Here is a 25,009-nt window from a genome sequence, read left to right as displayed (position 1 = left end):
TTTTGCTCCCTCGTACCGCGCGGCCCGAATCGTTATGTCGACGGTTGCGCAGCGGCGTTCCGTTCGGCCGTGAACGAAACGTACGCAAGCGTGACCCCGGTCACAGGCTGGTGGATAGTCGCGGAGGTCCACCGGGACGTGGACGACCCCCGAGCACGAGGAGGACCCCGTGGCCGCAACCGCACGACGGGACCGCACCCACTATCTGTACCTGGCCGTGATCGGCGCCGTCCTGCTCGGCATCGCCGTCGGCTTCCTGGCGCCCGGCTTCGCCGTGGAGCTCAAGCCGCTCGGCGCCGGCTTCGTGAGCCTGATCAAGATGATGATCTCGCCGATCATCTTCTGCACGATCGTGCTCGGGGTCGGCTCGGTGCGGAAGGCCGCCAAGGTCGGCGCGGTCGGCGGCCTCGCCCTCGGCTACTTCCTCGTGATGTCGACCGTCGCGCTCGCCATCGGCCTCGTCGTCGGCAACATCCTGGAGCCCGGCTCGAGCCTTCACCTCACCAAGGACCTCGCCGCCGCCGGCGCCAAGCAGGCGGCGGGCGCGAGCGAGGGCACCGCCGACTTCCTCCTCGGGATCATCCCGAAGACCATGGTCTCCGCCTTCACCGAGGGCGAGGTCCTGCAGACCCTCCTCGTCGCCCTCCTCGCGGGCTTCGCGCTCCAGGCGATGGGCAAGGCCGGCGAGCCGGTGCTGCGCGGCATCGGACACATCCAGAAGCTCGTCTTCCGCATCCTCGCCATGATCATGTGGGCCGCCCCGGTCGGCGCCTTCGGCGCGATGGCCGCGGTCGTCGGCGCGACCGGCACCGCCGCCCTGAAGTCGCTCGCCGTCATCATGATCGGCTTCTACGTCACCTGCGCGCTCTTCGTCTTCCTGGTCCTCGGTACGCTGCTGCGGCTCGTCGCCGGCGTGAACATCCTGGCCCTGCTCAAGTACCTGGGCCGCGAGTTCCTGCTGATCCTGTCCACCTCGTCGTCCGAGTCGGCGCTGCCGCGGCTCATCGCCAAGATGGAGCACCTGGGCGTCAGCAAGCCGGTCGTCGGCATCACCGTCCCGACCGGCTACTCCTTCAACCTCGACGGCACCGCGATCTATCTGACGATGTCCTCGCTGTTCGTCGCCGAGGCGATGGGCAAGCCGCTGTCGCTCGGCGAGCAGATCTCGCTCCTCGTCTTCATGATCATCGCCTCGAAGGGCGCGGCGGGCGTCACGGGCGCCGGTCTGGCGACCCTCGCCGGCGGCCTGCAGTCGCACCGCCCCGAGCTCGTCGACGGGGTCGGCCTGATCGTCGGCATCGACCGCTTCATGAGCGAGGCCCGCGCCCTCACCAACTTCGCGGGCAACGCCGTCGCCACGGTGCTGGTCGGCACCTGGACCAAGGAGATCGACAAGACCCGCGCCGCCGAGGTCCTCGCCGGCCGCGTCCCCTTCGACGAGACCACCCTCGTCGACGACGGCCACGGCGCCCCGTCGCCGCTGCCGGACCAGCGCCCGGCGGACGAGGGCGAGGAGAAGGCGCGGGCGGGCGTCTGAGACCGGGGGCGAGGCTGTGGCGCCTTGGCCCGTGGCGGCCTCCGGGCCTGGCGGCCCAGCGGGCCCGGCCCTGGACCCTCGGCCCCTCGGGCTGGGTCTCCGGGCCTCTCGGGAGCCGGGTTCTCCGGGCCCCCGGGTCTCCGGGCCCACCGGGCCGGGTCTCCGGGCCCCTCGGACCGGGTCTCAGGGGCCCCCGGGTCTCGGTGCCCCGGCCCTCGGCCTGCGGGCCTCCGGCTGCCCCCGCCGGCGACCCTCGCCCCCTGCCCCCGCCCCCTGAACCCCCGGGCCCCGGGCCTTGAGCCGGATCCGGGTCCCGGTACGGAATGCCCCTGGTCGCGCAGCCGCGCGGCCGGGGGCATTCCGTCGTCGTCGTGCAGTCCGGGCGACCAGGAGCCTTCCGTCGTCGTCGCGCGTCCCGCGCGGCCGGGAGCGTTCCGCCGCCCTCGGCCCTCGGCCCTCGGCCGTCGGCGCCCGCCGGTCACTCGCCGAGCTCGGCCAACTCCTCCGCTGTCAGCTTCAGTTCGGTGGCCAGGGCGGAGTCGCGGGCCGTCTCCGGGCGGCTCGCGCCCGGGATCGGGAGGACGTGGCCGCCGGGGCGGGCCAGGAGCCAGGCGAGCGCCACCCGCTGGGGGCTGACCCCGCGGGTCGCGGCCACCCGGTGGAAGGCGGCGAAGTGCGGGTCGGCCCGGCGGCCGGACGGCCCGTCCAGGGAGCTGCGCGAGATCCCGCCGAGCGGGCTCCACGGCAGGAAGGCCAGGCCGAGCTCGGCGCAGAGGCGGAGTTCGGGCTCGCTGTCCCGGACGGCGGGCGAGTACTGGTTCTGTACGGAGACGAGGGCGTCGCCCAGGATCTCGCGGGCGAGCAGGATCTGCGCGCGGTCCACGTTGGAGATCCCGGCCAGCCGGACCGTGCCCGCGTCGACCAGCTCCCGTATCGCGCCGAGGGATTCGGCGTACGGGACGGCCGGGTCCGGCTTGTGCAGCTGGTACAGGCCGATCGCCCCGCCGCCCAGGCGCCGCGCCGAGTCCTCCGCCGCGCGCCGCAGGTGCGCGGGGCGGCCGTCGACCGTCCAGCCGCCGTCGGCGCTGCGGCCCCGCCCGCCCTTGGTGGCGACCAGGATGTCGTCCCGGCCGGCGCCGCTGCCGCCGTACGCGGCGAGCGCGCGGGCGATCAGGAGCTCGTTCGCGCCGGTGTCGCCGCCGGGCGGATGGTACGAGTCGGCCGTGTCGAGCAGCGTCACACCGGCGTCCAGGGCGGCGTGGACGGTGGCGAGGGCGCGGGCCTCGTCGGGGTGGCCCTCGATGGACAGGGGCATGGCGCCGAGCCCGATGGCGCTGACGGCGACGCGGTCGCCGAGCGTGCGCCGCAGCATCACGCCACCTCCGCCGTGATCGTCTCGGAAAGCGCCGTGCGGAGCCATTCCCGGGAATGCGAGAACCGGTATCCCAGCCGCTCCGCCCGGGAATTGTCCATGCCGTAGGAACGGGCGAAGGAGAACGGCGAGACCTCCCCGACCTCCACCTCCTGGAAAACGGTCCGGCCGCCCACCAGGTCCTCGATCTCCGCGCAGATCTCCGCCGTCGTCAGCGGCCCGGGGGAATGCGCGTTCACCGGCCCGGTGAATTCCGAACCGACCGCCGCCCAGGCGAGGAACGCGGCGATCTCCTCGACGTACACATAGGTGGCCGGACGGTTCGTCGTCGGGACGGCGACGGGCTCGCCGGCCCGGATCCGCTGCGCGTAGTGTGCCACCCGCCCGGTGAAGTCGTCGGCGCCGCCGAGGACGTGCGCGACCCGCACCGAGGCCCACGGGAAGCCGGCCTCGGCCGCGGCGGCCGCGAACACCGCCTCCGCCTGCCGCTTGCCCTCGCCGTAGTGCGCCGCCAGGAACTCCGGGTCCTCCCAAGGCAGTCCGAGGTCGACGCCGACGGTGTCCAGGTCGAGCGCGTCCTCGGCGACCGGGACGGCGGAGTCCTCGTACTCGTACACCTCCACCGTCGACGTCATCACATAACGCCGGGTCCGCCCCGCGAAAACCCGCCGGGCGATGTCCGCCTGACGCGGGGTGTAGCAGACCTGGTCGACCACGACGTCGAAATTCCGCCCGGCGAGCGCCTTTTCCAGGGCGTCCTCGTCATCGCGGTCGGCGACCAGGGATATCGTCCCGGCCGGCGCCGGTGAGGAACCCCGATTGAGCACCGTGACGCGATGTCCGCCGTCGAGCAGACGTGCCATCAGGCGCTTTCCGAAATAGCGGTTGCCGCCGATGATCAGAATCTCCATGCCTCAAGTGTTACGTTGAGCGCTCGTTGCCTGAAGGGGGAAACATGGGAGTCCAGGCCGTCGCACCGAAGGAACCACGGCATCCGCGCGCCGCCACCGTCGAAACCTCGGCGGGCGCCTTCGACCCCATCGACCGGCAGATCCTGGACCTGCTGCAGAGCGACGGCCGCATCAAGCTCAGCGAGCTCGGCCGCCGGGTCCGACTGAGCCCGGCCGCCGTCACCGAACGGGTCCGCCGCCTGGAGGCGTGCGGCGCGATCACCGGATACGGCGCTCAGGTAGCCCCGGCCCGACTGGGCTACGGCATCCAGGCGTTCATCCGGGTCAACCCGCACGGCGGCTACAACCTCAAGCACCCGCGCACCCTGGAGCTGATCGCCCGCCCCGAGATCCGCGAGGTCCACCACGTCGTCGGCGAGGACTGCTGGATCCTCAAGGTCGCCGTCACCGACACGGTGCACCTGGAGGAGATCCTGGAACAGACCTCGGCTCTCGGCCGCACCACGACCTCCGTGGTGCTCTCCTCGCCGGTCGAGCGCAAGCCACTGCTCCCGCCGGGCGTCTGACGGACTTCCCTTGCCTTGACGTCGGCGTCAAGGCTTACGTTCGTGGACATGCGAATCGGCGAGCTGGCCGAGCGGGCGGGCACGACCACGCGGACTCTGCGCTACTACGAGTCCCGCGGCCTCCTGACCGCACGGCGCACGGAGAACGGCTACCGCACCTACGACGAGGACGACCTGCGGCTCCTGCGGCAGATCCGGACCCTGCAGGACTTCGGGTTCGACCTGGAGGAGACCCGGCCCTTCGTCGACTGCCTGCGCGCCGGCCACCCGGCGGGCGACGCGTGCCCCGCGTCCCTCGCCGTCTACCGGCGCAAGCTCGCCGAGATCGACGGACTCATCGCACAGCTCCAGCAGGTGCGCGCCCAGGTCGGCGCGCAGCTGCTCCGGGCCGAGGCGGAACTGCCGGCCGGCCCGGAGCCGCGGTGCGAACTCACATCTCACGAACGGGAACAGGGAGAGCGGACATCATGATCCGAGCGAAGGGCGTGGCCGAGGTCACCGACACCGATTTCGACGCCGAGGTCCTGGGAGCCGAACTCCCGGTCCTCGTCGAGTTCACCGCCGACTGGTGCGGCCCCTGCCGCCAGCTGGCCCCCGTCCTCAGCGCCGTCGCCGAGGAACAGACCGGCCACCTCAAGGTCGTCCAGATCGACGCCGACACCAACCCGGCGACCGTCACCCGCTACGGCGTCCTCTCCATGCCCACCCTCCTGGTCTTCCGCTCCGGAGAACCCGTGAAGTCCATGGTCGGCGCCCGCCCGAAGCGCCGCCTCCTGGAGGAACTGTCGGACGTGCTCTGACCGGGCGTCAGTCCCAAAGCCGGGTCGAGTGCTCCGCCACCAACCCCCTTACTCGGTCGAGCAGTTCCTCCACCGGCATCGGGTCGGGGCGGCGGCCGTCCCTCAGGCGGAGCGACGCCTCGTCCGCCGCCGCCTCCTTCGCGCCGATGATCGCCTGGTACGGGGCGAGGCGGGCGGCGCGGATGCGGGCGCCGAGGGTGCCGCGGGACGGGGGGAGGACGTCGGCGCGCAGGCCGAGGGCGGTGGCGTGGGCGGCGAGGCGGGCGGCGGTGTCGTACTCGGTGTCGGAGACGGGGAGGACGGCGAGCTGGACGGGGGCGAGCCAGGCCGGGAAGGCGCCGGCGTGGAGTTCGACGAGGTGGGCGACGGCGCGTTCGACGCTGCCGATGACGGAGCGGTGGACCATCACGGGGCGGTGCTTGGCGCCGTCGGCGCCGATGTAGTGGAGGTCGAACTGCTCGGGCTGGTGGAAGTCGACCTGGACGGTCGAGAGGGTCGACTCACGCCCGGCCGGGTCCGCGACCTGGACGTCGATCTTCGGGCCGTAGAACGCGGCCTCGCCCGCCGCCTCCTCGTAGTCGAGCCCGGACGCGTCCAGCACCTCGCGCAGCAGCGCGGTCGACCGCTCCCACTTCTCCGGCGCGTCGACGTACTTGCCGCCGGGGCCGGGCAGCGAGAGCCGGTAGCGGACCGGGACGATGCCCATGGCCGCGTACGCCGCCCGGATCAGCTCCAGGGCGCCGGCGGCCTCCTCGGCGACCTGGTCGAGGGTGCAGAAGATGTGCGCGTCGTTGAGCTGGATGGCCCGCACCCGGGTGAGGCCGCCGAGGACGCCCGACAGCTCGGAGCGGTACATGCCACCCAACTCGGCCATGCGCAGAGGAAGTTCGCGGTAGCTGTGGGCCCGGGAGCGGAAGATCACGGCGTGGTGCGGGCAGAGGCTCGGCCGCATCACCATCTCCTCCCCGCCGACCTCCATGGGCGGGAACATGTCGTCGCTGTAGTGCGCCCAGTGCCCGGAGATCTCGTACAGCTCGCGCTTCCCGAGCACCGGCGAGTACACGTGCCGGTACCCGGCCCGCCGCTCGGCCTCCCGTACGTACTCCTCGAGCGCGTGGCGTACGACGGCCCCGTCCGGCAGCCAGTAGGGCAGCCCGGCCCCGATCAGCGGATCGGTGTCGAACAGTTCCAGCTCACGGCCCAGCCTGCGGTGGTCGATGACGTCGTGGGACTCGCTCATGGTCACTCCTCGGTTCGTTGAGGCCGAAGGGGAGGGAGTGAGCACCCGCGGAAACGCCGAAGCCCCGGGGCGCTCGCCCCGGGGCTTCGGACAAAGACAGCTGTCAGCGCGCCGGGACACTCTCCGGCGTCGTCGTGTTGACGGCAGCGCGCTTCATGCCGCTGACGCTAGCAGCACGCGCTCCACCGCGCGCGGGATTATTCGGCCGCTGGAGATCGGGCTCGGCTCCTTCCTCGGCGTCCAGGACGAGGAGCGCCCGCGCGTCCGCGAACGCCTGCTCGCTGAGGCGGGGGCGCCACCGGGTGAAGAGACGGAGCAGGGGGCCGCCCCAGGTGGTGCGGAATTCTGGATTCACCTTTGCCAGGTCGAGTTCGTTCGCCGCCGTGAGTTCCGCGAAGTCCGCTCGCTGCCGGGCGGTCGGAAGGAAGGTCTCGCCCGAGAAGCGGTCGCGGAAGGGGCCGTCTTCGGCGGCCAGGTGCCGGTGCCGCCGGGGTGGGGGACGGTGGCCGCCCCGCAGCGGGTCAGGAGGTCGCGGGCCGCGGCGAAGGCGGCGGGGCCGGGCGGGTCGGTTCCCATGGGGCACAAAAATACCCCGGACTAGAATTGACAGCCGGGGTCGTGCATCGCGTATATTCATGGATTCCGTGTCTGGCCCATCGAAAGATAGCAGCCGAAAGACGCGGAGAAGTTCACTAAAAGCACTGTAACCCGCCGGGAGTCGAATTGTCAACCGAGGAATTTCGGAAAGAGCAGCGATTCATCAGCGAGCTCTACGCGCGACTCGACGACCTGAGGGACCAGGCCGAGGCCGGCGTCGCGCACGCCCTCGGCACCCCCGGCGTCGGCAACGCGCAGGCGCGGCTCGAGCGTGACGTGCTCGTCGCCGAGCAGTCCGGGCTGCTCTCGGCCCTCAATGCCGGCGAGAGCGGGCTGTGCTTCGGGCGGCTTGTGTTCAAGGACGGGCGGGACCACCACATCGGCCGCATCGGCGTCCGCGAGGACGACCCCCAGCGCACCCCGCTCGTCGTCGACTGGCGCGCCGAGATCGCCCGGCCCTTCTACCTCGCGACCGGGTACGAGCCGATGGGCCTGACCCGGCGCCGGCACATCACCACCCAGGGCCGCGAGGTCGTCCAGCTCCACGACGAGGTGCTCGACCTCGCCGACGCCACCCGCACCGGGCACGAGAGCCGCGACGCCGACGAGGTGCTGCTCGCCGCGCTCGACGCGGCCCGCACCGGGCGGATGCACGACATCGTGCAGACCATCCAGGCCGAGCAGGACGCCATCATCCGCTCCCCGCACCGCGGCGTGCTCGTCGTCGAGGGCGGCCCCGGCACCGGCAAGACCGCCGTGGCCCTGCACCGGGCCGCGTACCTGCTCTACGCGCACCGCGAGCAGCTCGCCAAGCGCGCCGTGCTGATCGTCGGCCCCAACCCCGCCTTCCTCGGCTACATCGGCAACGTCCTGCCCTCCCTCGGCGAGACCGGCGTCCTGCTCGCCACGCCCGGCGAGCTCTTCCCCGGCGTCCACGCCACCGGTACGGACACCCCGCGCGCCGCCGCCGTCAAGGGCTCGGCACGGATGGCCGAGGCCCTCGCCGCGGCCGTACGGGACCGGCAGCAGGTCCCCGAACGCGGCGAGCCGCTGATCGTGCCGCACGAGGACGGCGACCTGGTCATCGACTGGGACATGGCCCTCGAAGCCCGGCACAAGGCCCGCGAGACCTTCCTCCCGCACAACCTGGCCCGCCCCTACTTCGTCTTCCACGTCCTCGACGCGCTCGCCGAACAGCTCGCCGACCGCATCGGCGCCGACCCCTACGGCGGCCCCAACTTCCTCGGCCCCGACGACCGCGCCCTGCTCGCCAAGGGCGTCGCCGCCAACCCCGACGTGCACACCGCCCTCGACACCCTGTGGCCGGCGCTCACCCCGCAGGAGTTCCTCGCCGACTACCTCGCCGAGCCCACCCACCTCGACGACGAGGCCGACCTCCGGGCGATCCGCCGGGACGGCGGTCCGTGGACCCCCGGCGACGTGCCGCTCCTCGACGAGGCCGCCGAACTCCTCGGCCAGGACGACTCCGCGGCCCGCGCCGCCGAGGAGGCCGAACGGCAGAAGCAGATCGCCTACGCGCAGGGCGTCCTCGATGTCTCGTTCGCCTCCCGGACCTACGAGTTCGAGGACAAGGAGGAGGTCGACAAAGACGCCTCCGAGGTGCTCTCCGCGCACGACATCATCGACGCCGAGCGCTTCGCCGAGCGCCACGAGGAGGCCGACCACCGCAGCGCCGCCGAACGCGCCGCCGCCGACCGCACCTGGGCCTTCGGGCACATCATCGTCGACGAGGCGCAGGAGCTGTCCGCGATGATGTGGCGCCTCCTCATGCGCCGCAGCCCCACCCGCTCCATGACCCTGGTCGGCGACCCGGCGCAGACCGGCGACCCGGCCGGCGTCGGCGCCTGGCAGGACATCCTCGACCCGTACGTGGAGGACCGCTGGGAGCTCGTCCGGCTCGGCGTCAACTACCGCACCCCGGCCGAGATCATGGCCGTCGCCGCCGACGTGCGCCGGGCGGCCGACCCCGGCTTCGAGCCGCCGCGCTCGGTCCGCTCCACGGGCGTCGAGCCCTGGGACCGCACGGTCGAGGACCCGGTGAAGGAGACCGCCGACGCGGTCGCGGCGGAGCTGAAGGCGCGGGAGGAGGGCCGGCTCGCCGTCATCGCCCCCCAGGCCCTGCACCCCGAGCTGCTCGCCGCCCTCCCCGACGCCGCCCACGGCCCGAAGCCCGACCTGACCCGCCGGGTCGTGCTGCTCGACCCGCGCCAGGCCAAGGGCCTCGAGTTCGACACCGTCCTCGTCGTCGACCCGGACGGCATCCGGGCCGGCGCCACGCACGGCATCAACGACCTGTACGTGGCGCTGACCCGGGCCACCCAGCGGCTCGGCGTCGTCAGGCAGGCGGTCTGATCGGACGGGAGCCGGCGCGCGGTCCGGTCAGGCGGGCCTGAGCCAGACCGTCGCCAGCGGCGGCAGCGTCATCCGCACGCTCGCCGCCCGCCCGTGCCACGGCACCGACTCGGTCTTCACCGGGTCGGTGCCGACCACGTCGCCGCCCCCGTACCGGGCCGCGTCCGTGTTCAGCACCTCCGACCAGGCGGCGAAGTCCTCCGGCACACCGAGCCGGTAGTCGTGCCGCACCACCGGCGAGAAGTTGCACACGGCCATCAGCGGTGAGCCGAACGCGTCGAAGCGCAGGAACGCGAAGACGTTGTCCTCGGCCGCGTCGCCCGCGATCCACTGGAAGCCCTCCGGCGAGGTGTCCCGCTCCCAGAGCGCCGGCGTCGCCGCGTACACCGTGTTCAGGTCGCGCACCAGGTCCCGTACGCCCCGGTGGTCACCGGCCGAGTGGTAGGTCTCGTCCATCAGCCACCACTCGGGGCCGTGCTCCGCCGACCACTCCGCGCCCTGCGCGAACTCCTGCCCCATGAAGAGCAGCTGCTTGCCCGGGTGCGCCCACATGAAGCCCAGGTACGCCCGGTGGTTGGCGCGCCGCTGCCACCAGTCGCCCGGCATCTTCGACACCAGCGCCCGCTTGCCGTGCACGACCTCGTCGTGCGAGATCGGCAGGATGTAGTTCTCGCTGTACGCGTACACCATCGAGAAGGTCATCTCGTGGTGGTGGTACTTGCGGTGCACCGGATCCTTCTCGATGTAGCCGAGGGAGTCGTGCATCCAGCCCATGTTCCACTTCATGCCGAAGCCGAGCCCGCCGAAGCCGCCCGGGCCCACCTGGTCGGTCGGCCGGGTCACACCGTCCCAGGCGGTCGACTCCTCGGCGAAGGTGACCACGCCGGGGCAGCGCCGGTAGACCGTGGCGTTCATCTCCTGCAGGAAGGCCACCGCGTCCAGGTTCTCCCGGCCGCCGAACTCGTTCGGCAGCCACTCGCCGTTCTCGCGCGAGTAGTCCAGGTAGAGCATCGAGGCGACCGCGTCGACGCGCAGGCCGTCGAGGTGGAACTGCTCGCACCAGTACACGGCGTTGGCCACCAGGAAGTTCCGCACCTCCTTGCGGCCGTAGTCGAACTCCAGGGTTCCCCAGTCCGGGTGCGCCGAGCGGCGCGGGTCCTCGTGCTCGTACAGCGGCCGCCCGTCGAACTCGGCCAGCGCCCAGTCGTCGCGCGGGAAGTGCGCCGGCACCCAGTCCATCAGGACGCCGATGCCGGCCTGGTGCAGCGCGTCGACGAGGTGACGGAAGTCGTCGGGGGTGCCCATGCGGGCGGTCGGCGCGTAGAAGCCGGTGACCTGGTAGCCCCAGGAACCGTGGAAGGGGTGCTCGGCGACCGCCATGAACTCCACGTGCGTGAAACCGAGATCACGGACGTAGTCCGGAAGCTGCTCCGCGAGCTGCCGGTACGTCAGCCCCGGCCGCCAGGACGGCAGGTGCAGCTCGTACACCGAGATCGGCGCCTCGTGGGCCGGGCGCGCGCCGCGCCGCGCCATCCACTCCGCGTCCTGCCACACGTGGTGGTCGGCGGTGACGACGGACGCGGTGTTCGGCGGGCACTCGGTGCGGCGGGCCATCGGGTCGGCGCGCAGCGTGTGCGAGCCGTCCGGGCGGGCGATGTCGAACTTGTAGACCGCGCCCTCGCCGATGCCCGGCACGAACAGCTCCCACACGCCGGACGACCCGAGCGAACGCATCGGCAGCGCGCTGCCGTCCCAGTACGTCCAGTCGCCGGTGACGCGCACACCGCGGGCGTTCGGCGCCCAGACCGTGAACCGGGTGCCCGCGACGCCCTGGTGGGTCATCACCCGGGCGCCGAGCGCCGTCCACAGCTCCTCGTGGCGGCCCTCCGAGATGAGGTGCAGGTCGAGCTCGCCGAGGGCGGGCAGGAAGCGGTACGGGTCGTCGAGCTCGAGCTCGGGGGCGGCGTCCTCGTAACGGACCCGGAGCTCGTACTCCGGGACCTTGCGGAGCCGGGGGACCAGCGCCGAGAACAGCCCGTCGCCCTCCGACCGCAGCTCGACCCGGCGCCCCTTCGGCAGGACCGCCGCCACCTCCTTCGCCCACGGGCGCAGCACCCGGATCACCACCCCGCCCTGCACCGGGTGCGCCCCGAGCAGCCCGTGCGGATCGTGATGCTCCCCGGCGATCAGCCGGGCCCGGTCACCGGGGTCGAGCGGGGGCGCCGTACGGGGCGCTGTACGGGGCGTCGTGCCGGCCTTCTTTCCTGCGGGGTTTCCTGCGGGACGGGCGGTCACCGGGGGTGCCTCCTGGGGGTGCGAGGGGGGTACGGGTACGGAACGCGGGGGCGTCCGTCCGGAAACTCGGCCGAACGGGCACCGTCCGCGTCGCCGCAGGCGGTGGCCCTGGCCGTACGGGGTGGCACTGGGCCGAATGGGCGGCGTGGTCGTGGCGCGGGTACGGACAGGGGCGGAACGCGCCCGCCAGGGCGCCGTTCCGTGTGCCCACCCTCCCCCGGACTTCGTCCGGGGGGTGCCCCCATCGCCCTGCGGAACGATTGCCCACACGGGGGACTGGTCGGCGGGAGCCGCGCACACGACGGTGTCACTCTCCTCCCGCCAGGCGTTCGATCGCTGCCATCGGGACCGGGAGCCAGTCCGGGCGGTGGCGGGCTTCGTAGACGACCTCGTAGACCGCCTTGTCCGTCTCGTACGCCCGGAGCAGCGCGGGCTGTTCGCGCGGGTCGGTGCCCGAGGCCTCCGCGTAGCCCGCGCAGTAGGCGGCGCGGCAGCGGGCCGCCCAGGCGGCGTTCCAGGGGCGGTGGGTGCGGGCCGCGTAGTCGAAGGAGCGGAGCATGCCGGCGATGTCGCGGACCGGGGGCTGGGCGCTGCGGCGTTCGTCGAGCGTCTTGGCGGGTTCGCCCTCGAAGTCGATGACGGCCCAGGCCCCGTCCGAGCCGCGCAGGGTCTGGCCGAGGTGCAGGTCGCCGTGGATGCGCTGGAGGCGCCCCGCGCCGAGCGAGTCGCCGGCCGCGGCGAAGACGGCGCGGAGCCCCGGCACGTACGGCAGGAGCGCGGGCACCGCCTGGGCGGCGGCGTGCAGGCGGGCGTCCATCGAGGCGGCGAGGTGCGCGGCGCGGTCGCGCGGGACGCGCTCGGTCGGCAGGGCGGTGGCGAGCGCGAGGTGGACCTCCGCGGTGGCCCGGCCGAGGGCGCGCGCCTCCGTCGTGAACTCCCGTCCGTCGGCGAGCGCGTCGAGGGCGAGCCGCCAGCCGTCCCGCGAACCGCGCAGATACGGCTGGAGGACGCCGAGCGTGGCCGCGCCGGTCTCGAACCAGGCGACCGGTGCCGGGACCCGCGCGCAGCCGGCGCCGGCGAGGGCCAGCGGCAGCTCCAGGTCCGGGTTGGCGCCCGGCGAGACCCGCCGGAAGATCTTCAGGATGAACGAATCACCAAACACCAGCGAGGAGTTGGACTGCTCGGCGTCCAGCATGCGCGGCGCGAGCGCCGGCGGCAGCGGGGCGGTGGCGTGGAAGCGCAGCGGGCCGGTCCGGCCCGGGGTGCGCAGCCGGTCGTAGAGCAGTCCGGCGAGCCGCGGGTCGCGCAGCCCTTCGTAGACGGCCCGGCCGGCCAGTGGGCCCTGCCGGACCCGCCCGATCAGGGCGGGGGCGAGCCGGGGCGGCAGCTGGGGCCGGACCCCGAGGAGCAACTGGTAGCAGTCGGCGGGCGTTCCGGCCGGGCGGGCCGGCTGTTCGACCCGGACGAGGAGATGGAGGAGCCCGGGCCCGTTGCCGTCGAGCGGCAGCAGCTCGGTGGCCGCGTCCAGCGTGAATCCGGTGACCCGGCGGCCCTTGCCCGCGAACCAGCGCTGCCGTGGCAGCCAGGTGTGCAGCAGCGGCGCGAGTGACGGAAGGAGGGCGTCCTGGGCCTCGGTGGTGGATGCGGTCTCCGGCATGGCATCGCGTCCTTTCCCCGGGGCGCGCACAAGGCGTTCGTATGCGTTCAAATGCGCAGAGTGTCCCGGATGGCGGCTTGGGCTGTCCGGCTGTGCGGGACGTGTCGGAAGGGGAAGATCCGTATGGGCCCGGCAAGAAGGCCCGTATGGACCTGAACTGACCTGAATCGTGTGTGGGTCACAGTTCCCGGTGTGGGGCGGGGGAAACCGCCCCACGTGACGGGACTCAATTGACGTTACGTCAGGAGCGCTTCAGGCGGAACCAGTAGAAGCCGTGCCCGGCCAGCGTCAGCAGGTACGGCAGCTCGCCGATCGCCGGGAACTCCACCCCGCCGATCAGCTCCACCGGCCTCGACCCGGCGAAGCGGCGCAGGTCCAGCTCGGTCGGCTGCGCGAACCGGGAGAAGTTGTTCACGCAGAGGACGAGATCGGCCTCTTGTCCCTCTTCGGGCGCGGACTCCCGGAGGAAGGCGAGAACGGCCGAGTTCGAGGCCGGGAGTTCGGTGTAAGAGCCGAGTCCGAAGGCACGGTTCTGTTTGCGGATCTCGATCATCCGCTTCGTCCAGTGCAGCAGCGACGACGGAGACGCCATCCCCGCCTCCACATTGGTCACCTGGTAGCCGTGCACCGGGTCCATGATGGTCGGCAGGTAGAGCCGCCCCGGATCGCAGGACGAGAAGCCCGCGTTCCGGTCCGGCGTCCACTGCATCGGGGTGCGCACCCCGTCCCGGTCGCCCAGCCAGATGTTGTCGCCCATGCCGATCTCGTCGCCGTAGTAGAGCACCGGCGAGCCCGGCAGCGAGAAGAGCAGCGCGGTGAACAGCTCCATCTGCTTGCGGTCGTTGTCGAGGAGCGGGGCGAGCCGCCGCCGGATGCCGATGTTGGCCCGCATCCGCGGGTCCTTGGCGTATTCGGCGTACATGTAGTCGCGCTCCTCGTCGGTGACCATCTCCAGGGTCAGCTCGTCGTGGTTGCGCAGGAAGATGCCCCACTGGCAGCCCGCCGGGATCTCCGGGGTCTTCGCCAGGATCTCGGAGACCGGGTGGCGCGACTCCCGCCGCACCGCCATGAAGATCCGCGGCATGACGGGGAAGTGGAAGGCCATGTGGCACTCGTCGCCGCCCGAGCTGAAGTCGCCGAAGTAGTCGACGACGTCCTCCGGCCACTGGTTCGCCTCGGCGAGCAGCACCGTGTCCGGGTAGTGGTCGTCGATCTCCTTCCGCACCCGCTTGAGAAAGGCGTGGGTCGCGGGCAGGTTCTCGCAGTTGGTGCCCTCCTCCTGGTAGAGGTAGGGCACGGCGTCGAGCCGGAAGCCGTCGATGCCCAGGTCCAGCCAGAAGCGCAGCGAGGACATGATCTCCTCCTGCACCTTCGGGTTCTCGTAGTTGAGGTCGGGCTGGTGCGAGAAGAAGCGGTGCCAGTAGTACTGCTTGCGGACCGGGTCGAAGGTCCAGTTGGAGGTCTCCGTGTCGACGAAGATGATCCGGGCGTCCGCGAACTGCTTGTCGTCGTCGGCCCAGACGTAGTAGTCCCCGTACGGCCCGTCCGGATCGCTGCGGGACTCCTGGAACCACGGGTGGGCGTCGCTCGTGTGGTTCATGACGAAGTCGATGATCACGCGCATCCCGCGTGCGTGCGCCGCGTCCACGAACTCCACGAAGTCGGCCAGGTCGCCGAACTCCGGCAGTACGGAGGTGTAGTCCGCGACGTCGTAGCCGCCGTCCCGCAGCGGGGACTTGAAGAACGGCGGCAGCCAGAGGCAGTCCACGCCCAGCCACTGGAGGTAGTCCAGGCGGGAGGTGATGCCCTTCAGATCGCCCACACCGTCGCCGTTGCTGTCCTGGAAGGAACGCACCAGGACCTCGTAGAAGACCGCCCGCTTGAACCAGTCGGGATCGCGGTCCTTGGCGGGGGTGTCCTCGAAGGTGTCGGGGACGGGTTCGTTGACAGTCATGATGCGGGTGACCCTCCGGTCTGCGGGGACGGTCGCAGGGCGAGTACGTGCGCGGGCGCGACACCCGGCTCCAGTCGCACGTAAGCGGCCCTGCCCCAGTGATAGGTCTCGCCGGTGAGCTCGTCGCGCACCGGCACGGTCTCGTGCCACGCGAGGCCGAGTTCCGGCATGTTCAACGAGACCGTGGCCTCCTGGGTGTGGTGGGGGTCGAGGTTGGCGACCACGAGGACGGTGTCGGCACCGGTGCGCTTGCTGTACGCGACGACGGCGTCGTTGTCGGTGACGTGGAAGGTCAGGTTGCGCAGCCGCTGCAGCGCCGGATGACGGCGCCGGATCCGGTTCAGGGTGGTGACCAGCGGGGCCAGCGAGGCGCCCGAGCGCTCCGCCGACTCCCAGTCGCGCGGCCGGAGTTGGTACTTCTCCGAGTCCAGGTACTCCTCGCAGCCCTCGCGCAGCGGGGTGTTCTCGCACAGCTCGTACCCCGCGTACATGCCCCAGGTGGGGGAGAGGGTCGCGGCGAGCACCGCCCGCACCTCGAACGCCGGCCGGCCGCCGTGCTGCAGATAGGCGTGCAGGATGTCCGGCGTGTTCACGAAGAGGTTCGGCCGCATGACCGCGGCGGCCTCCCCGGACAGCTCCGTCAGATACTCCGTGATCTCCTCCTTGGTGTTGCGCCAGGTGAAGTACGTGTACGACTGCTGGAAGCCGATCGCGCCGAGCGTGCGCATCATCGCGGGCCGGGTGAACGCCTCCGCCAGGAAGATCACGTCCGGGTCGGTGGCGTTGATCTCGCCGATCACCCGCTCCCAGAACACCACCGGCTTGGTGTGCGGGTTGTCCACGCGGAAGATCCGCACCCCGTGGTCCATCCAGTGGCGCAGGATCCGGACCGTCTCCGCCACGATCCCGTCCATGTCCGCGTCGAACGCGATGGGATAGATGTCCTGGTACTTCTTCGGCGGGTTCTCGGCGTACGCGATCGAGCCGTCCGGACGCCTGCTGAACCACTCCGGGTGCTTCTCCACCCACGGATGGTCCGGCGAACACTGCAACGCGAAGTCCAGCGCGATCTCCAGCCGCAGCTTGCGCGCCCGCGCCACGAACGCGTCGAAGTCCTCGATCGTGCCCAGGTCCGGGTGGACCGCGTCGTGCCCGCCCTCCGGCGAGCCGATCGCCCACGGCACGCCCACGTCCTGCGGGCTCGCCGACAGCGAGTTGTTGGGGCCCTTGCGATGGGTCACCCCGATCGGGTGGATCGGCGGCAGGTACACCACGTCGAAGCCCATCGCCGCGATGGCCGGAAGACGCTTCGCCGCCGTACGGAAGGTGCCCTGTTTGGTCCGGCCGCGGACCTTCCGTACGCCCTCCGAGCGCGGGAAGAACTCGTACCAGGAACCGAAGAGCGCCCGCTCCCGCTCCACCCGCAGCGGCAACGCGGCCGAGGCGGTGAGCAGTTCACGCAGCGGATGGCGCTCCAGGGCCTCCAGGACCCGCGGCGCCAGCGCCGCCGCGAGCCGCACCGCGGCCGGCCGGGACTCGTCGCGCAGCGCGTCCACGACGGCGAGCACCGCCTCCCGGCCACCGCCCTTCTTCGGCACGCCCTTCGCGGCGCGCTCGTGCAGCTCCGCGCCCTCGGCGAGGACCAGTTCGGAGTCGATCCCGGCCGGGATCTTGATCCGCGCGGTGTGCCGCCAGGTGGCCAGCGGATCGCTCCACGCCTCGACCGTGTACGTCCACAGGCCCTCGGCGTCCGGGGTGACCTCGGCCCCCCAGCGGTCGGTCCCCTCGGCCAACTCCCGCATCGGGGTCCAGGGACCCGGCCGGCCCGACGGGCCGACCAGCACGACATTGGCGGCGACCGCGTCGTGCCCCTCCCGGAATACGGTGGCCGTGACCTCGAAGGTCTCGCCCACCACCGCCTTCGCGGGGCGGCGGCCACAGTCGACCAGCGGGCGGACGTCCAAGACGGGAATACGTCCCATGAGCGGATTCACGGCATCACCTGACGGTTCGCGGGGGTGCGGGTGGTGTGCGCTCTTTGTAGCTCCGTCGAAGGCCGGTTGGTTGCGAGCATCGCCGCTCCTGTGCGCGTTCACTCGGATGGCGGGTCTGACGACGGTCCAGCGGGGTACGAGGAGGAACCTTCCCCCTGAATTCGGGTGGGCAATCCGGCGCTTTGTTAACTACTAGGGCGTAGCCGCACCGGCAAGAACTCGTCCCGGACAAGAAACCGGCCCCGTCCTTGTGGGACGGGGCCGGTTCCCCCCGGATCCGGTCCGTGGCTCCGGCTCCGGAAGGCTCTTCCTTTCGGCGGCCGCAGAGGTCAGAAGGAGTGCTCCTCCCGGCCCTGCGCGGGGTCGTTCGACCACACGTGCCAGGGCTGCCGGGCCACCCACTCCGACACGGCCGCCGGCGCCACCCCCAGCGCCTCCGCCGACTCCCCGCCGTCGCCCGCGAACAGCAGCGGATCGCCGCCCGCCGCCAGATGGTGGTAGACCCCCGCCACGCCGGCCGCCGCCTCCGGCCCGGCCAGTCGCGCGAGACCCCGCTCGAACACCTCGGGCCGCAACGGCACATAGCGCACCGGCCGCCCGAGGCCCCGCCCGAAGGCCGCCGCCAGCTCGGCGCCGGTCAGCGCCGCCCCGCCGATGTCGAAGGTCCGGCCCGTCAGCCCGTCCCGGGTGAGCGCCGCGTACGCCGCCTCCGCCAAGTCCCCGTGCGACAGCCACGCCGTCGGCAGGGCCTCCGGCAGCGGATAGGCCAGCACGCCGTCGTTCACCAGGGCCGGCCCGTTCCACGGCGAGAACAGGTTGTCCAGGTACACCGGCGGCCGCAGCACCACCAGCGGCACCCCGCTGCCGCGGAACACGTCCTCCGCGACGCGCCGCGTCTCGAACGCCGGCACCGGCGTCGGGGCCTGCGGCACCCGCGTGTTGGCGTTGAACACCAGCCGCGCCAAACCCGCCTCGCGCGCCGCCCGCGCGAGGTTCTCCGCGTACCGGCGCACCAGCTCAGCGTCGTACACCAGCGGCATCGTCACGAACGCGTGCGTCACACCCTCGAACAGGCGCCGCACGGCCGCCGGGTCGCCCAGCCCGCCCGCCGTGAACTCGGCACCCGGCAACGGCGGACGGTCTCCGTCCGGGCGGCGGGTCAGCGAGCGCACCCGGTGCCCCCGCTCGGCGAGCAGCCGGGCCACGGCGCCGCCCTGGAAGCCGGTCGCGCCGACCACGGCCACCGGCATCGGAATCTGACTGGACATGAGCGGAGGAGGCCCTTCGATAGGCTGGGGGAACCGCTGCCGTTCCCGCTTCCTTCCAGGCTCGGACGGCGGCCTGGTCCGTTCAATTAACAAAATGGGGCGGAAATTGAAGGATCGTCCATGGAATCCGGGCACACCGAGTACAGCGAGAGCACCAAGAGCGCCGAGCACCCCGACCTCCTGAGCGAACTGCTCACACCGCTCCGGCTCACCGGCGTCTTCGACAGCCGCTGGCACGTCAGCGCCCCCTGGGCCATCGAGGGCGACGCCGAAGAGCAGTGCGCCGTCCTGCACTACGTCGTCGAGGGCGGCTGCTGGATCACCGGCGCCGGCCGGCCCCCGTTCCACCTGAGCGCCGGCGACCTCGTCCTCTTCCCCACCGGCGCCGCCCACCGCCTCGCCGACTGCCCCGACCGCCGGGGCGTCCCCCTCAAGGCCGTGCTGCCCGGCCGCCGGCCCGGCACCTCCGGCGAGATCCGCATCGAGGGCAGCGGCGTCCGGAGCCGACTGCTGTGCGCCGGACTCCACTACGACGCCGGCGCCGCCACCGGCCTCTACCGCGCCCTGCCCGCCGCCCTCGTCCTCGACCGCCCCCAGGTCGACCGCGAACCGCTGCTCCGCGACACCCTGCGGCTGCTCGCCGCCACCGACCGGCCCGACGGACCCGGCGACCGCCTCATCACCCTGCGCGCCTTCGAGATGGCCCTCGTCCTCGCCCTCCGACCGCTCCTGCGCCAACTCGCCGCCAACCCGGCCGCGCTGCCCGTCCTGCGCCACCCCGGCATCAGCCGCGCCCTCGTCGTGATCGCGACCCGGTTCGCCGAGCCCTGGACCCTCGACGCGCTCGCCCGCGAGGTCGGCATGTCCCGCTCCGCCTTCACCGCCGCCTTCCGCGACCTCGTCGGCGAACCCCCGGCCCGCCACCTCACCGCCCGCCGCATGCAGGAGGCCGCCCGCCTCCTCACCGACACCACCCTGCCCCAGTCCGCCGTCCCCGCCCGCGTCGGCTACCAGAGCGCGGTCGGCTTCCACCTGGCGTTCCGCAAATGGTTCGGGACGACGCCGGGGGAGTACCGGGCCGGGGTCGCGAGCGCGGCCTGACGACAGCGCCATGAGGCCGCGCGGTACGGCCGGACCTCTGCGCCCCCGGTTCGCGCCCTGGCCCCGCGGGCCCGCCGCGCCTAGGCTCCCGGAGCGGAACCCGTGGACGCACAGCGTGGTGCTTCCGCTCCGCTCCGCCACTGCCTGCGAAGGTGGAACACGTGAAGGCAATCCGTCGATTCACCGTGCGTCCCGTCATCCCCGACACCCTTCGACCCCTCGCCGACCTGGCGCGCAACCTGCGCTGGTCCTGGCACGAGCCCACCCGTGAACTCTTCGAGACCGTCGACAGCGCCTACGACGGCACCGACCCCGTACGGGTGCTCGGGCGCCTCGACGCCGGGCGGCTCGACGCGCTCGCCGCCGACTCCGGATTCCTGGAACGGCTGCGGGCCGCGGCCGCGGATCTCGACCGTTATCTGACCGAACCCCGTTGGTACCAGCGGCAGTCCGAGGCCACCGGGCTGCCCGCCTCGATCGCGTACTTCTCGCCCGAGTTCGGCGTCGCCGCCGCGCTGCCGCAGTACTCCGGCGGCCTCGGCATCCTCGCCGGGGACCATCTGAAGGCCGCCAGCGACCTCGGCGTCCCGCTGATCGGCGTCGGGCTGTTCTACCGGCACGGCTACTTCCGGCAGTCGCTCTCCCGCGACGGCTGGCAGCAGGAGCACTACCCCGTCCTCGACCCCGGCGAACTGCCCGTCACCCTGCTCCGGGAGGCCGACGGCAGCCCCGCCCGGGTCACCCTCGCGCTGCCCGGCGGGCGCAGCCTGCACGCCCATCTGTGGCTGGCGCAGGTCGGCCGGGTGCCGCTGCTCATGCTCGACTCGGACGTCGAGGAGAACGCGCCCGGCGAACGCGAGGTCACCGACCGGCTGTACGGCGGCGGCAGCGAGCACCGGCTGCTCCAGGAGATGCTGCTCGGCATCGGCGGTGTGCGCGCGGTCCGTACGTACTGCCGGCTCACCGGCACCCCCGCGCCCGAGGTCTTCCACACCAACGAGGGCCACGCCGGCTTCCTCGGCCTCGAACGGATCCGCGAACTCGGCGGTGAAAGCGGCGGTGCGGGGCTCGGCTTCGACGCGGCCCTGGAGCTCGTCCGGGCCGGCACCGTGTTCACCACCCACACCCCCGTGCCCGCCGGCATCGACCGCTTCGACCGGGCCCTCGTCGCCCGCCACCTCGGCCAGGACGGCGCGCTGCCCGGCGTCGACACCGCCCGGATCCTCGCCCTCGGCGACGAGACCCCGCTCGGCGGCGAGGCCGGCCTCTTCAACATGGCGGCCATGGGGCTGCGGCTCGCCCAGCGCGCCAACGGCGTCTCCACCCTCCACGGCGGCGTCAGCCGCGCCATGTTCGCCGGCCTGTGGCCCGGTTTCGACCCCGACGAGACCCCGCTGACCTCCGTCACCAACGGTGTCCACGCCCCCACCTGGACCGCCCCCGAGGTCGCCCTGCTCGGCGCCGACGCGAGCGACCGGGAGCTGTGGATGCTGCGCCGGACCCTGCGCGAACGGCTCGTCACGGACGTACGGCGCCGGCTGCGGGCCTCCTGGCGGCAGCGCGGCGCGGCGGGTGCCGAACTCGGCTGGACCGACTCCGTCCTCGACCCCGACGTCCTGACCATCGGCTTCGCCCGCCGGGTCCCCTCGTACAAGCGGCTCACCCTCATGCTGCGCGACAAGGAGCGGCTGCGGGCGCTGCTGCTGCATCCCGAGCGGCCGGTGCAGCTGGTCGTCGCGGGCAAGGCGCACCCGGCGGACGACGGCGGGAAGCAGCTGGTGCAGGAGCTGGTGCGGTTCGCCGACGACCCGCGGGTGCGGCACCGCATCGTCTTCCTGCCCGACTACGGCATGGAGATGGCCCGCGGCCTCTACCCCGGCTGCGACGTGTGGCTCAACAACCCGCTGCGGCCACTGGAGGCGTGCGGCACCAGCGGGATGAAGGCCGCGCTCAACGGCTGCCTCAACCTGTCCGTCCTGGACGGCTGGTGGGACGAGTGGTACGAGCCGGACTTCGGCTGGGCCATCCCCACCGCCGACGGGGCCGCCGCGCTCGACGAGGAGCGCCGGGACGACCTGGAGGCCGCGGCGCTCTACGAGCTGATCGAACGCCGGGTCGCGCCCCGCTTCTACGACCGCGGCGCGGACGGCGTCCCGGCCGGCTGGACCGCGATGGTCCGGCGCACCCTCGCCGACCTCGGGCCCAAGGTGCTCGCCGACCGGATGGTCCAGGAGTACGTGGAGCGGCTGTACGCTCCCGCGGCCGCCGCCCACCGCGCCCTCGGTCCCGCCGCCGCCCGCGAACTCGCCGCATGGAAGGCCCGGGTCCGCGCGGCCTGGCCCAAGGTCTCCGTCGACCACGTGGAGGTCGGCGACGACCTCGCCGACGCGGAGCTCGGCGCGACCCCGGCCGTCCGGGTCCGCGTCGCCCTCGGCGAGCTGACCCCCGACGACGTCGAGGTCCAGGCCGTCACCGGCCGCGTCGACGCCGACGACCGCCTCCTCGACCCGCGTACGAGCATCCTGAAACCCTCGTCCGGCCCCGACCTGGAAGGCCGCCTGCCCTACGCGGGCGCCCTCTCCCTCGACCGCACGGGCCCCTTCGGCTGCACGGTCCGCGTCCTGCCCGCACACCGCCTCCTCGCCCACCCGGCCGAGCTGGGCCTGGTGGCGCTGCCGGCGGAGACGACGGGAGCGGGGGCGGGGGTGCTGCTCCGCTGAGGGGACGACGAACGCCGACGGCCCCCGGGGTGTCTCCACCCCGGGGGCCGTCGGTCAGGGCCGGTTCAGCGGCTTCCCGGACTTACGGGAAGGTCAGCTTGAACTGGTTGATGTAGCCGGTGTCGTACGTGGCCTTGTCCTGGACGCGGAGCTTCCAGGTGCCGTTGGCGACCTCGCTGGAGGCGTTCACCGTGTACGTCGCCTGGACGTTGTCCGCCGAGTCGGAGGACGAGAACGGCTTCAGGTTGTAGACCGTGCCGGACGGGCCGATCAGGTCGACGACCAGGTCACCGCGCCAGGTGTGGATGATGTCCACGCCGACCTGCAGGTTGCTGGGCGCGTTGCCGGTGACGCCGGTCACCGTGATGTTCGAGGTGACCGCCGGGCCGTTGTCCGGGATGGACACGTCGGTGTCGTTGGTGAACACCGTGCCGCCGGGGGTGCCGCCGCCGGGGCGGGTGCCGACGTTGACGGCGGCCCAGGCGTTCTGGACGGCCAGGACCTCGGGGCTGTTCGCGCCGTAGAGGTCGGTGGCCGCCGCGACCGTGCCGGTGCGGGCGCCCGCGTAGTTGGTGTTGGAGCTGAACTTGGTGGTCAGCGCCTTGTACCAGATCGCCGCGGCCTTGTCGCGGCCGATGCCGGTGACGGGCAGGCCGTCGGAGGTCGGCGAGTTGTAGGTCACGCCGTTGATGGTCTTCGTGCCGCTGCCCTCGGACAGCAGGTAGAAGAAGTGGTTCGCCGGGCCCGAGGAGTAGTGGACGTCGACGCTGCCGATGCCCGAGTACCACGAGTCCTTGGAGCCGCCGTCCTTGCTCGGCTTGTCCATGTAGCGCAGCGGGGAGCCGTCGCCGTTGATGTTGATCTTCTCGCCGATGAGGTAGTCACCGACGTCGGTCGAGTTGTTGGCGTAGAACTCGACGACCGATCCGAAGATGTCCGAGGTCGCCTCGTTGAGGCCGCCGGACTCGCCGCTGTAGACCAGGCCCGCGGTGTTGGAGGTGACGCCGTGCGTCATCTCGTGCGCGGCCACGTCGATGGACGTGAGCGGGTGGGTGTTGCTGGCACCGTCGCCGTAGGTCATGCAGAAGCAGGAGTCGTCCCAGAACGCGTTGACGTACGCGTTGCCGTAGTGGACGCGGGAGTACGCGCCGACGCCGTCACCGCGGATGCCGGCGCGGCCCTGCACGTTCTTGTAGTAGTCCCAGGTGAGCGCGGCACCGTAGTGCGCGTCGGCGCCGGCGGTCTCCTTGTTGGAGGCCAGGCCGTTGCCCCAGGTGTCGGTGCTGTTGGTGAACAGCGTGCCGGTGCCGGAGGTGCCGCCGTTGAGGTTGTACGTCTTGTGGTTGCCGCGCGTCGTGTCCGTGAGGGAGTACGACGGGGCGGTGCCCAGGGTGACCTGACCGCTGTACATCGTGTTGCCGATGCCGGTCTCGATGGCCTGCCACTCGTACAGCTTGGCGCCGCTCTTGGCGTCCGTGATGACGTGCAGCGCGCTCGGGGTGCCGTCGTCCTGGAAGCCGCCGACGACCGTCTCGTAGGCGAGGACGGGCGTGCCGTTGGCGGCCCAGACGACCTTGCGCGGGGCGCGCTTGGCGGCGGCCTTCTCGGCACCGGCCGCGTTGGCGGCGCCGATCGCCTGCTTCTGGGCGGCGGCCGGGGCGACGGTGGCCGCGGCGGTGTCCACCTTGGCGATGTCGGCACGGTTGGCCTTGATGACACCGGTCTGGGCGCCGGCCTTGGTCTCGTCGACGATCAGGTCGCCGCCGAGGACCGGGAGGCCGTTCAGGGTGCGCTCGTAGCGCGTGTGGGTGGAGCCGTCACGGTCCTGGACGACGTCGCGGACGACCAGCTTCTCCTGGGCGTCGAGGCCGAGGCGCTTCGCCGTGGCGGCGGAGTCGGCCTGGGCGGCCTTGATCAGCGCGGCGCGCTGGGCCGGGGAGAGGTCCGCCGGCAGCTTGCCGGGGTTGGCCTTGCCGGCGGCCTGCGCCTTCGGCGCGGCGGCGAGAGAGCCGTTGGACGCGGCGGCGGTGCCGGTCTGGACGCCGACGGCGACCATGGCAGCGGCGGCGATCAGGGCACCGGTCGCGGTGAGGCGACGGCTGGGCGTGGTTCTCACGCAAACTCCTTTTGCGAGGGGGGTATCCGGAGGGCTGGGTGGGGCCAACCGGGCGGAGCAAACAGAGCTGGGGAGCGACGTGGACCAACGTTCGGGTGAATCTGTGAACGTTGGTTCGCCTGAAGCTGTGGAGAGACTGGCAGTACTGGCGGGTACCTGTCAGGACCGCGTCAACAAGTTGGCCGGAAATCGTCCGTTGCTCGTACGTCGCTGTTCGTTAAGCGGACGTTTCAGCAATCGGAACGAAGGTGTCGTACGGCGCGCACGGCCCCGTCAGTTCGGGGTTTCGGCCCCGGTCCGGGGCCTTATACCGGCAACAACGGAACCTCTCGGCGGGCCGGAAAAAGGTGGTGGCGCGTTCCGTACCGTCCGCCATGCGGACGCTCTTGTGCGACCCTGCGGGCTCCGACGACGCCCTGAGCCGGGTGCCGGCGGGGCCCGTGGCGCCGCGAGGGGGCTGCGGTCAGAGCGGTGGCCCGGCCCGGAGGCGGGTGCCGCCGGGGCCGGG

General features: G+C 72.3%; 16 protein-coding genes. 7 read left to right on the top strand and 9 right to left on the bottom strand.

Annotated elements, in window-relative coordinates:
* Positions 1-169 precede the first annotated feature (169 nt).
* A complete protein-coding gene (locus ACIRSU_RS14515) occupies positions 170-1,537 on the top strand; it encodes a cation:dicarboxylate symporter family transporter (protein ID WP_403791942.1) in 1,368 nt (455 codons plus the stop codon).
* A 478-nt stretch (positions 1,538-2,015) separates the two neighbouring features.
* Here ACIRSU_RS14515 and ACIRSU_RS14510 read toward each other — a convergent pair whose 3' ends face one another.
* Both ACIRSU_RS14510 and ACIRSU_RS14505 read right to left on the bottom strand, forming a co-directional pair.
* Positions 2,016-2,909 carry an aldo/keto reductase gene (locus ACIRSU_RS14510; RefSeq protein ID WP_403791940.1) on the bottom strand — a complete coding sequence of 298 codons (894 nt, stop codon included), beginning with the start codon at positions 2,907-2,909 and terminating at the stop codon, positions 2,016-2,018.
* Positions 2,909-3,820: an NAD-dependent epimerase/dehydratase family protein gene (locus ACIRSU_RS14505; protein ID WP_403791939.1), complete on the bottom strand. Its 912-nt coding sequence runs from the start codon at positions 3,818-3,820 to the stop codon at positions 2,909-2,911. Before ACIRSU_RS14505 ends, ACIRSU_RS14510 begins: the two co-directional genes overlap by 1 nt.
* A gap of 44 nt (positions 3,821-3,864) precedes the next feature.
* Between ACIRSU_RS14505 and ACIRSU_RS14500 the strand changes: the two genes are divergently transcribed.
* The 3 genes from ACIRSU_RS14500 to trxA are packed head-to-tail and all read left to right on the top strand — an operon-like array spanning position 3,865 to position 5,186.
* Positions 3,865-4,386, top strand: coding sequence for an Lrp/AsnC family transcriptional regulator (locus ACIRSU_RS14500; protein ID WP_403791937.1), 522 nt, complete (start codon positions 3,865-3,867; stop codon positions 4,384-4,386).
* A 48-nt stretch (positions 4,387-4,434) separates the two neighbouring features.
* Positions 4,435-4,857: a MerR family transcriptional regulator gene (locus ACIRSU_RS14495; protein WP_403792566.1), complete on the top strand. Its 423-nt coding sequence runs from the start codon at positions 4,435-4,437 to the stop codon at positions 4,855-4,857.
* Positions 4,854-5,186, top strand: a complete 333-nt coding sequence (trxA, locus tag ACIRSU_RS14490) for a thioredoxin (RefSeq protein WP_403791935.1) — start codon at positions 4,854-4,856, stop codon at positions 5,184-5,186. Before ACIRSU_RS14495 ends, trxA begins: the two co-directional genes overlap by 4 nt.
* Before the next feature lie 7 nt (positions 5,187-5,193).
* Here trxA and thrS read toward each other — a convergent pair whose 3' ends face one another.
* Positions 5,194-6,426, bottom strand: coding sequence for a threonine--tRNA ligase (thrS, locus tag ACIRSU_RS14485; RefSeq protein ID WP_403791933.1), 1,233 nt, complete (start codon positions 6,424-6,426; stop codon positions 5,194-5,196).
* Positions 6,427-7,149: 723 nt separating this feature from the next.
* Between thrS and ACIRSU_RS14480 the strand changes: the two genes are divergently transcribed.
* Positions 7,150-9,396, top strand: coding sequence for a HelD family protein (locus tag ACIRSU_RS14480; RefSeq protein WP_403791932.1), 2,247 nt, complete (start codon positions 7,150-7,152; stop codon positions 9,394-9,396).
* A 27-nt stretch (positions 9,397-9,423) separates the two neighbouring features.
* Here the strand turns inward: ACIRSU_RS14480 and glgB are convergent, their stop codons facing one another.
* The 5 genes from glgB to ACIRSU_RS14455 form a co-directional block, all read right to left on the bottom strand.
* On the bottom strand, positions 9,424-11,691 hold the full coding sequence (gene glgB, locus ACIRSU_RS14475; RefSeq protein WP_403791931.1) for a 1,4-alpha-glucan branching enzyme: 2,268 nt from the start codon (positions 11,689-11,691) through the stop codon (positions 9,424-9,426).
* Positions 11,692-11,998: 307 nt separating this feature from the next.
* Positions 11,999-13,348 (bottom strand): maltokinase, encoded by a 1,350-nt coding sequence (locus ACIRSU_RS14470; RefSeq protein ID WP_403791929.1) that lies wholly within the window; start codon positions 13,346-13,348, stop codon positions 11,999-12,001.
* A 241-nt stretch (positions 13,349-13,589) separates the two neighbouring features.
* Positions 13,590-15,302 carry a maltose alpha-D-glucosyltransferase gene (gene treS / locus ACIRSU_RS14465; protein WP_403791927.1) on the bottom strand — a complete coding sequence of 571 codons (1,713 nt, stop codon included), beginning with the start codon at positions 15,300-15,302 and terminating at the stop codon, positions 13,590-13,592.
* A complete protein-coding gene (locus tag ACIRSU_RS14460) occupies positions 15,299-17,284 on the bottom strand; it encodes an alpha-1,4-glucan--maltose-1-phosphate maltosyltransferase (protein WP_403791925.1) in 1,986 nt (661 codons plus the stop codon). The genes treS and ACIRSU_RS14460 overlap by 4 nt, the downstream gene beginning before the upstream one ends.
* A 341-nt stretch (positions 17,285-17,625) precedes the next feature.
* Positions 17,626-18,564 (bottom strand): SDR family oxidoreductase, encoded by a 939-nt coding sequence (locus ACIRSU_RS14455; protein WP_403791923.1) that lies wholly within the window; start codon positions 18,562-18,564, stop codon positions 17,626-17,628.
* A 120-nt stretch (positions 18,565-18,684) separates the two neighbouring features.
* Here ACIRSU_RS14455 and ACIRSU_RS14450 point away from each other — a divergent pair, with 120 nt between their 5' ends.
* Both ACIRSU_RS14450 and glgP read left to right on the top strand, forming a co-directional pair.
* The gene (locus ACIRSU_RS14450; protein ID WP_403791921.1) at positions 18,685-19,665 is read left to right on the top strand and encodes an AraC family transcriptional regulator; all 981 of its coding nucleotides are present in this window, start codon (positions 18,685-18,687) and stop codon (positions 19,663-19,665) included.
* 161 nt (positions 19,666-19,826) lie between these two features.
* Positions 19,827-22,385, top strand: a complete 2,559-nt coding sequence (glgP, locus tag ACIRSU_RS14445; protein WP_403791919.1) for an alpha-glucan family phosphorylase — start codon at positions 19,827-19,829, stop codon at positions 22,383-22,385.
* Positions 22,386-22,467: 82 nt separating this feature from the next.
* Here the strand turns inward: glgP and ACIRSU_RS14440 are convergent, their stop codons facing one another.
* Positions 22,468-24,501: a M4 family metallopeptidase gene (locus ACIRSU_RS14440; protein WP_403791917.1), complete on the bottom strand. Its 2,034-nt coding sequence runs from the start codon at positions 24,499-24,501 to the stop codon at positions 22,468-22,470.
* Positions 24,502-25,009: the final 508 nt, after the last annotated feature.

Origin of the sequence: Streptomyces sp. NPDC101160, from assembly GCF_044768205.1 — a bacterium.
Taxonomy (GTDB): domain Bacteria; phylum Actinomycetota; class Actinomycetes; order Streptomycetales; family Streptomycetaceae; genus Streptomyces.
This window is presented reverse-complemented; position numbering and strand designations above follow the sequence as displayed.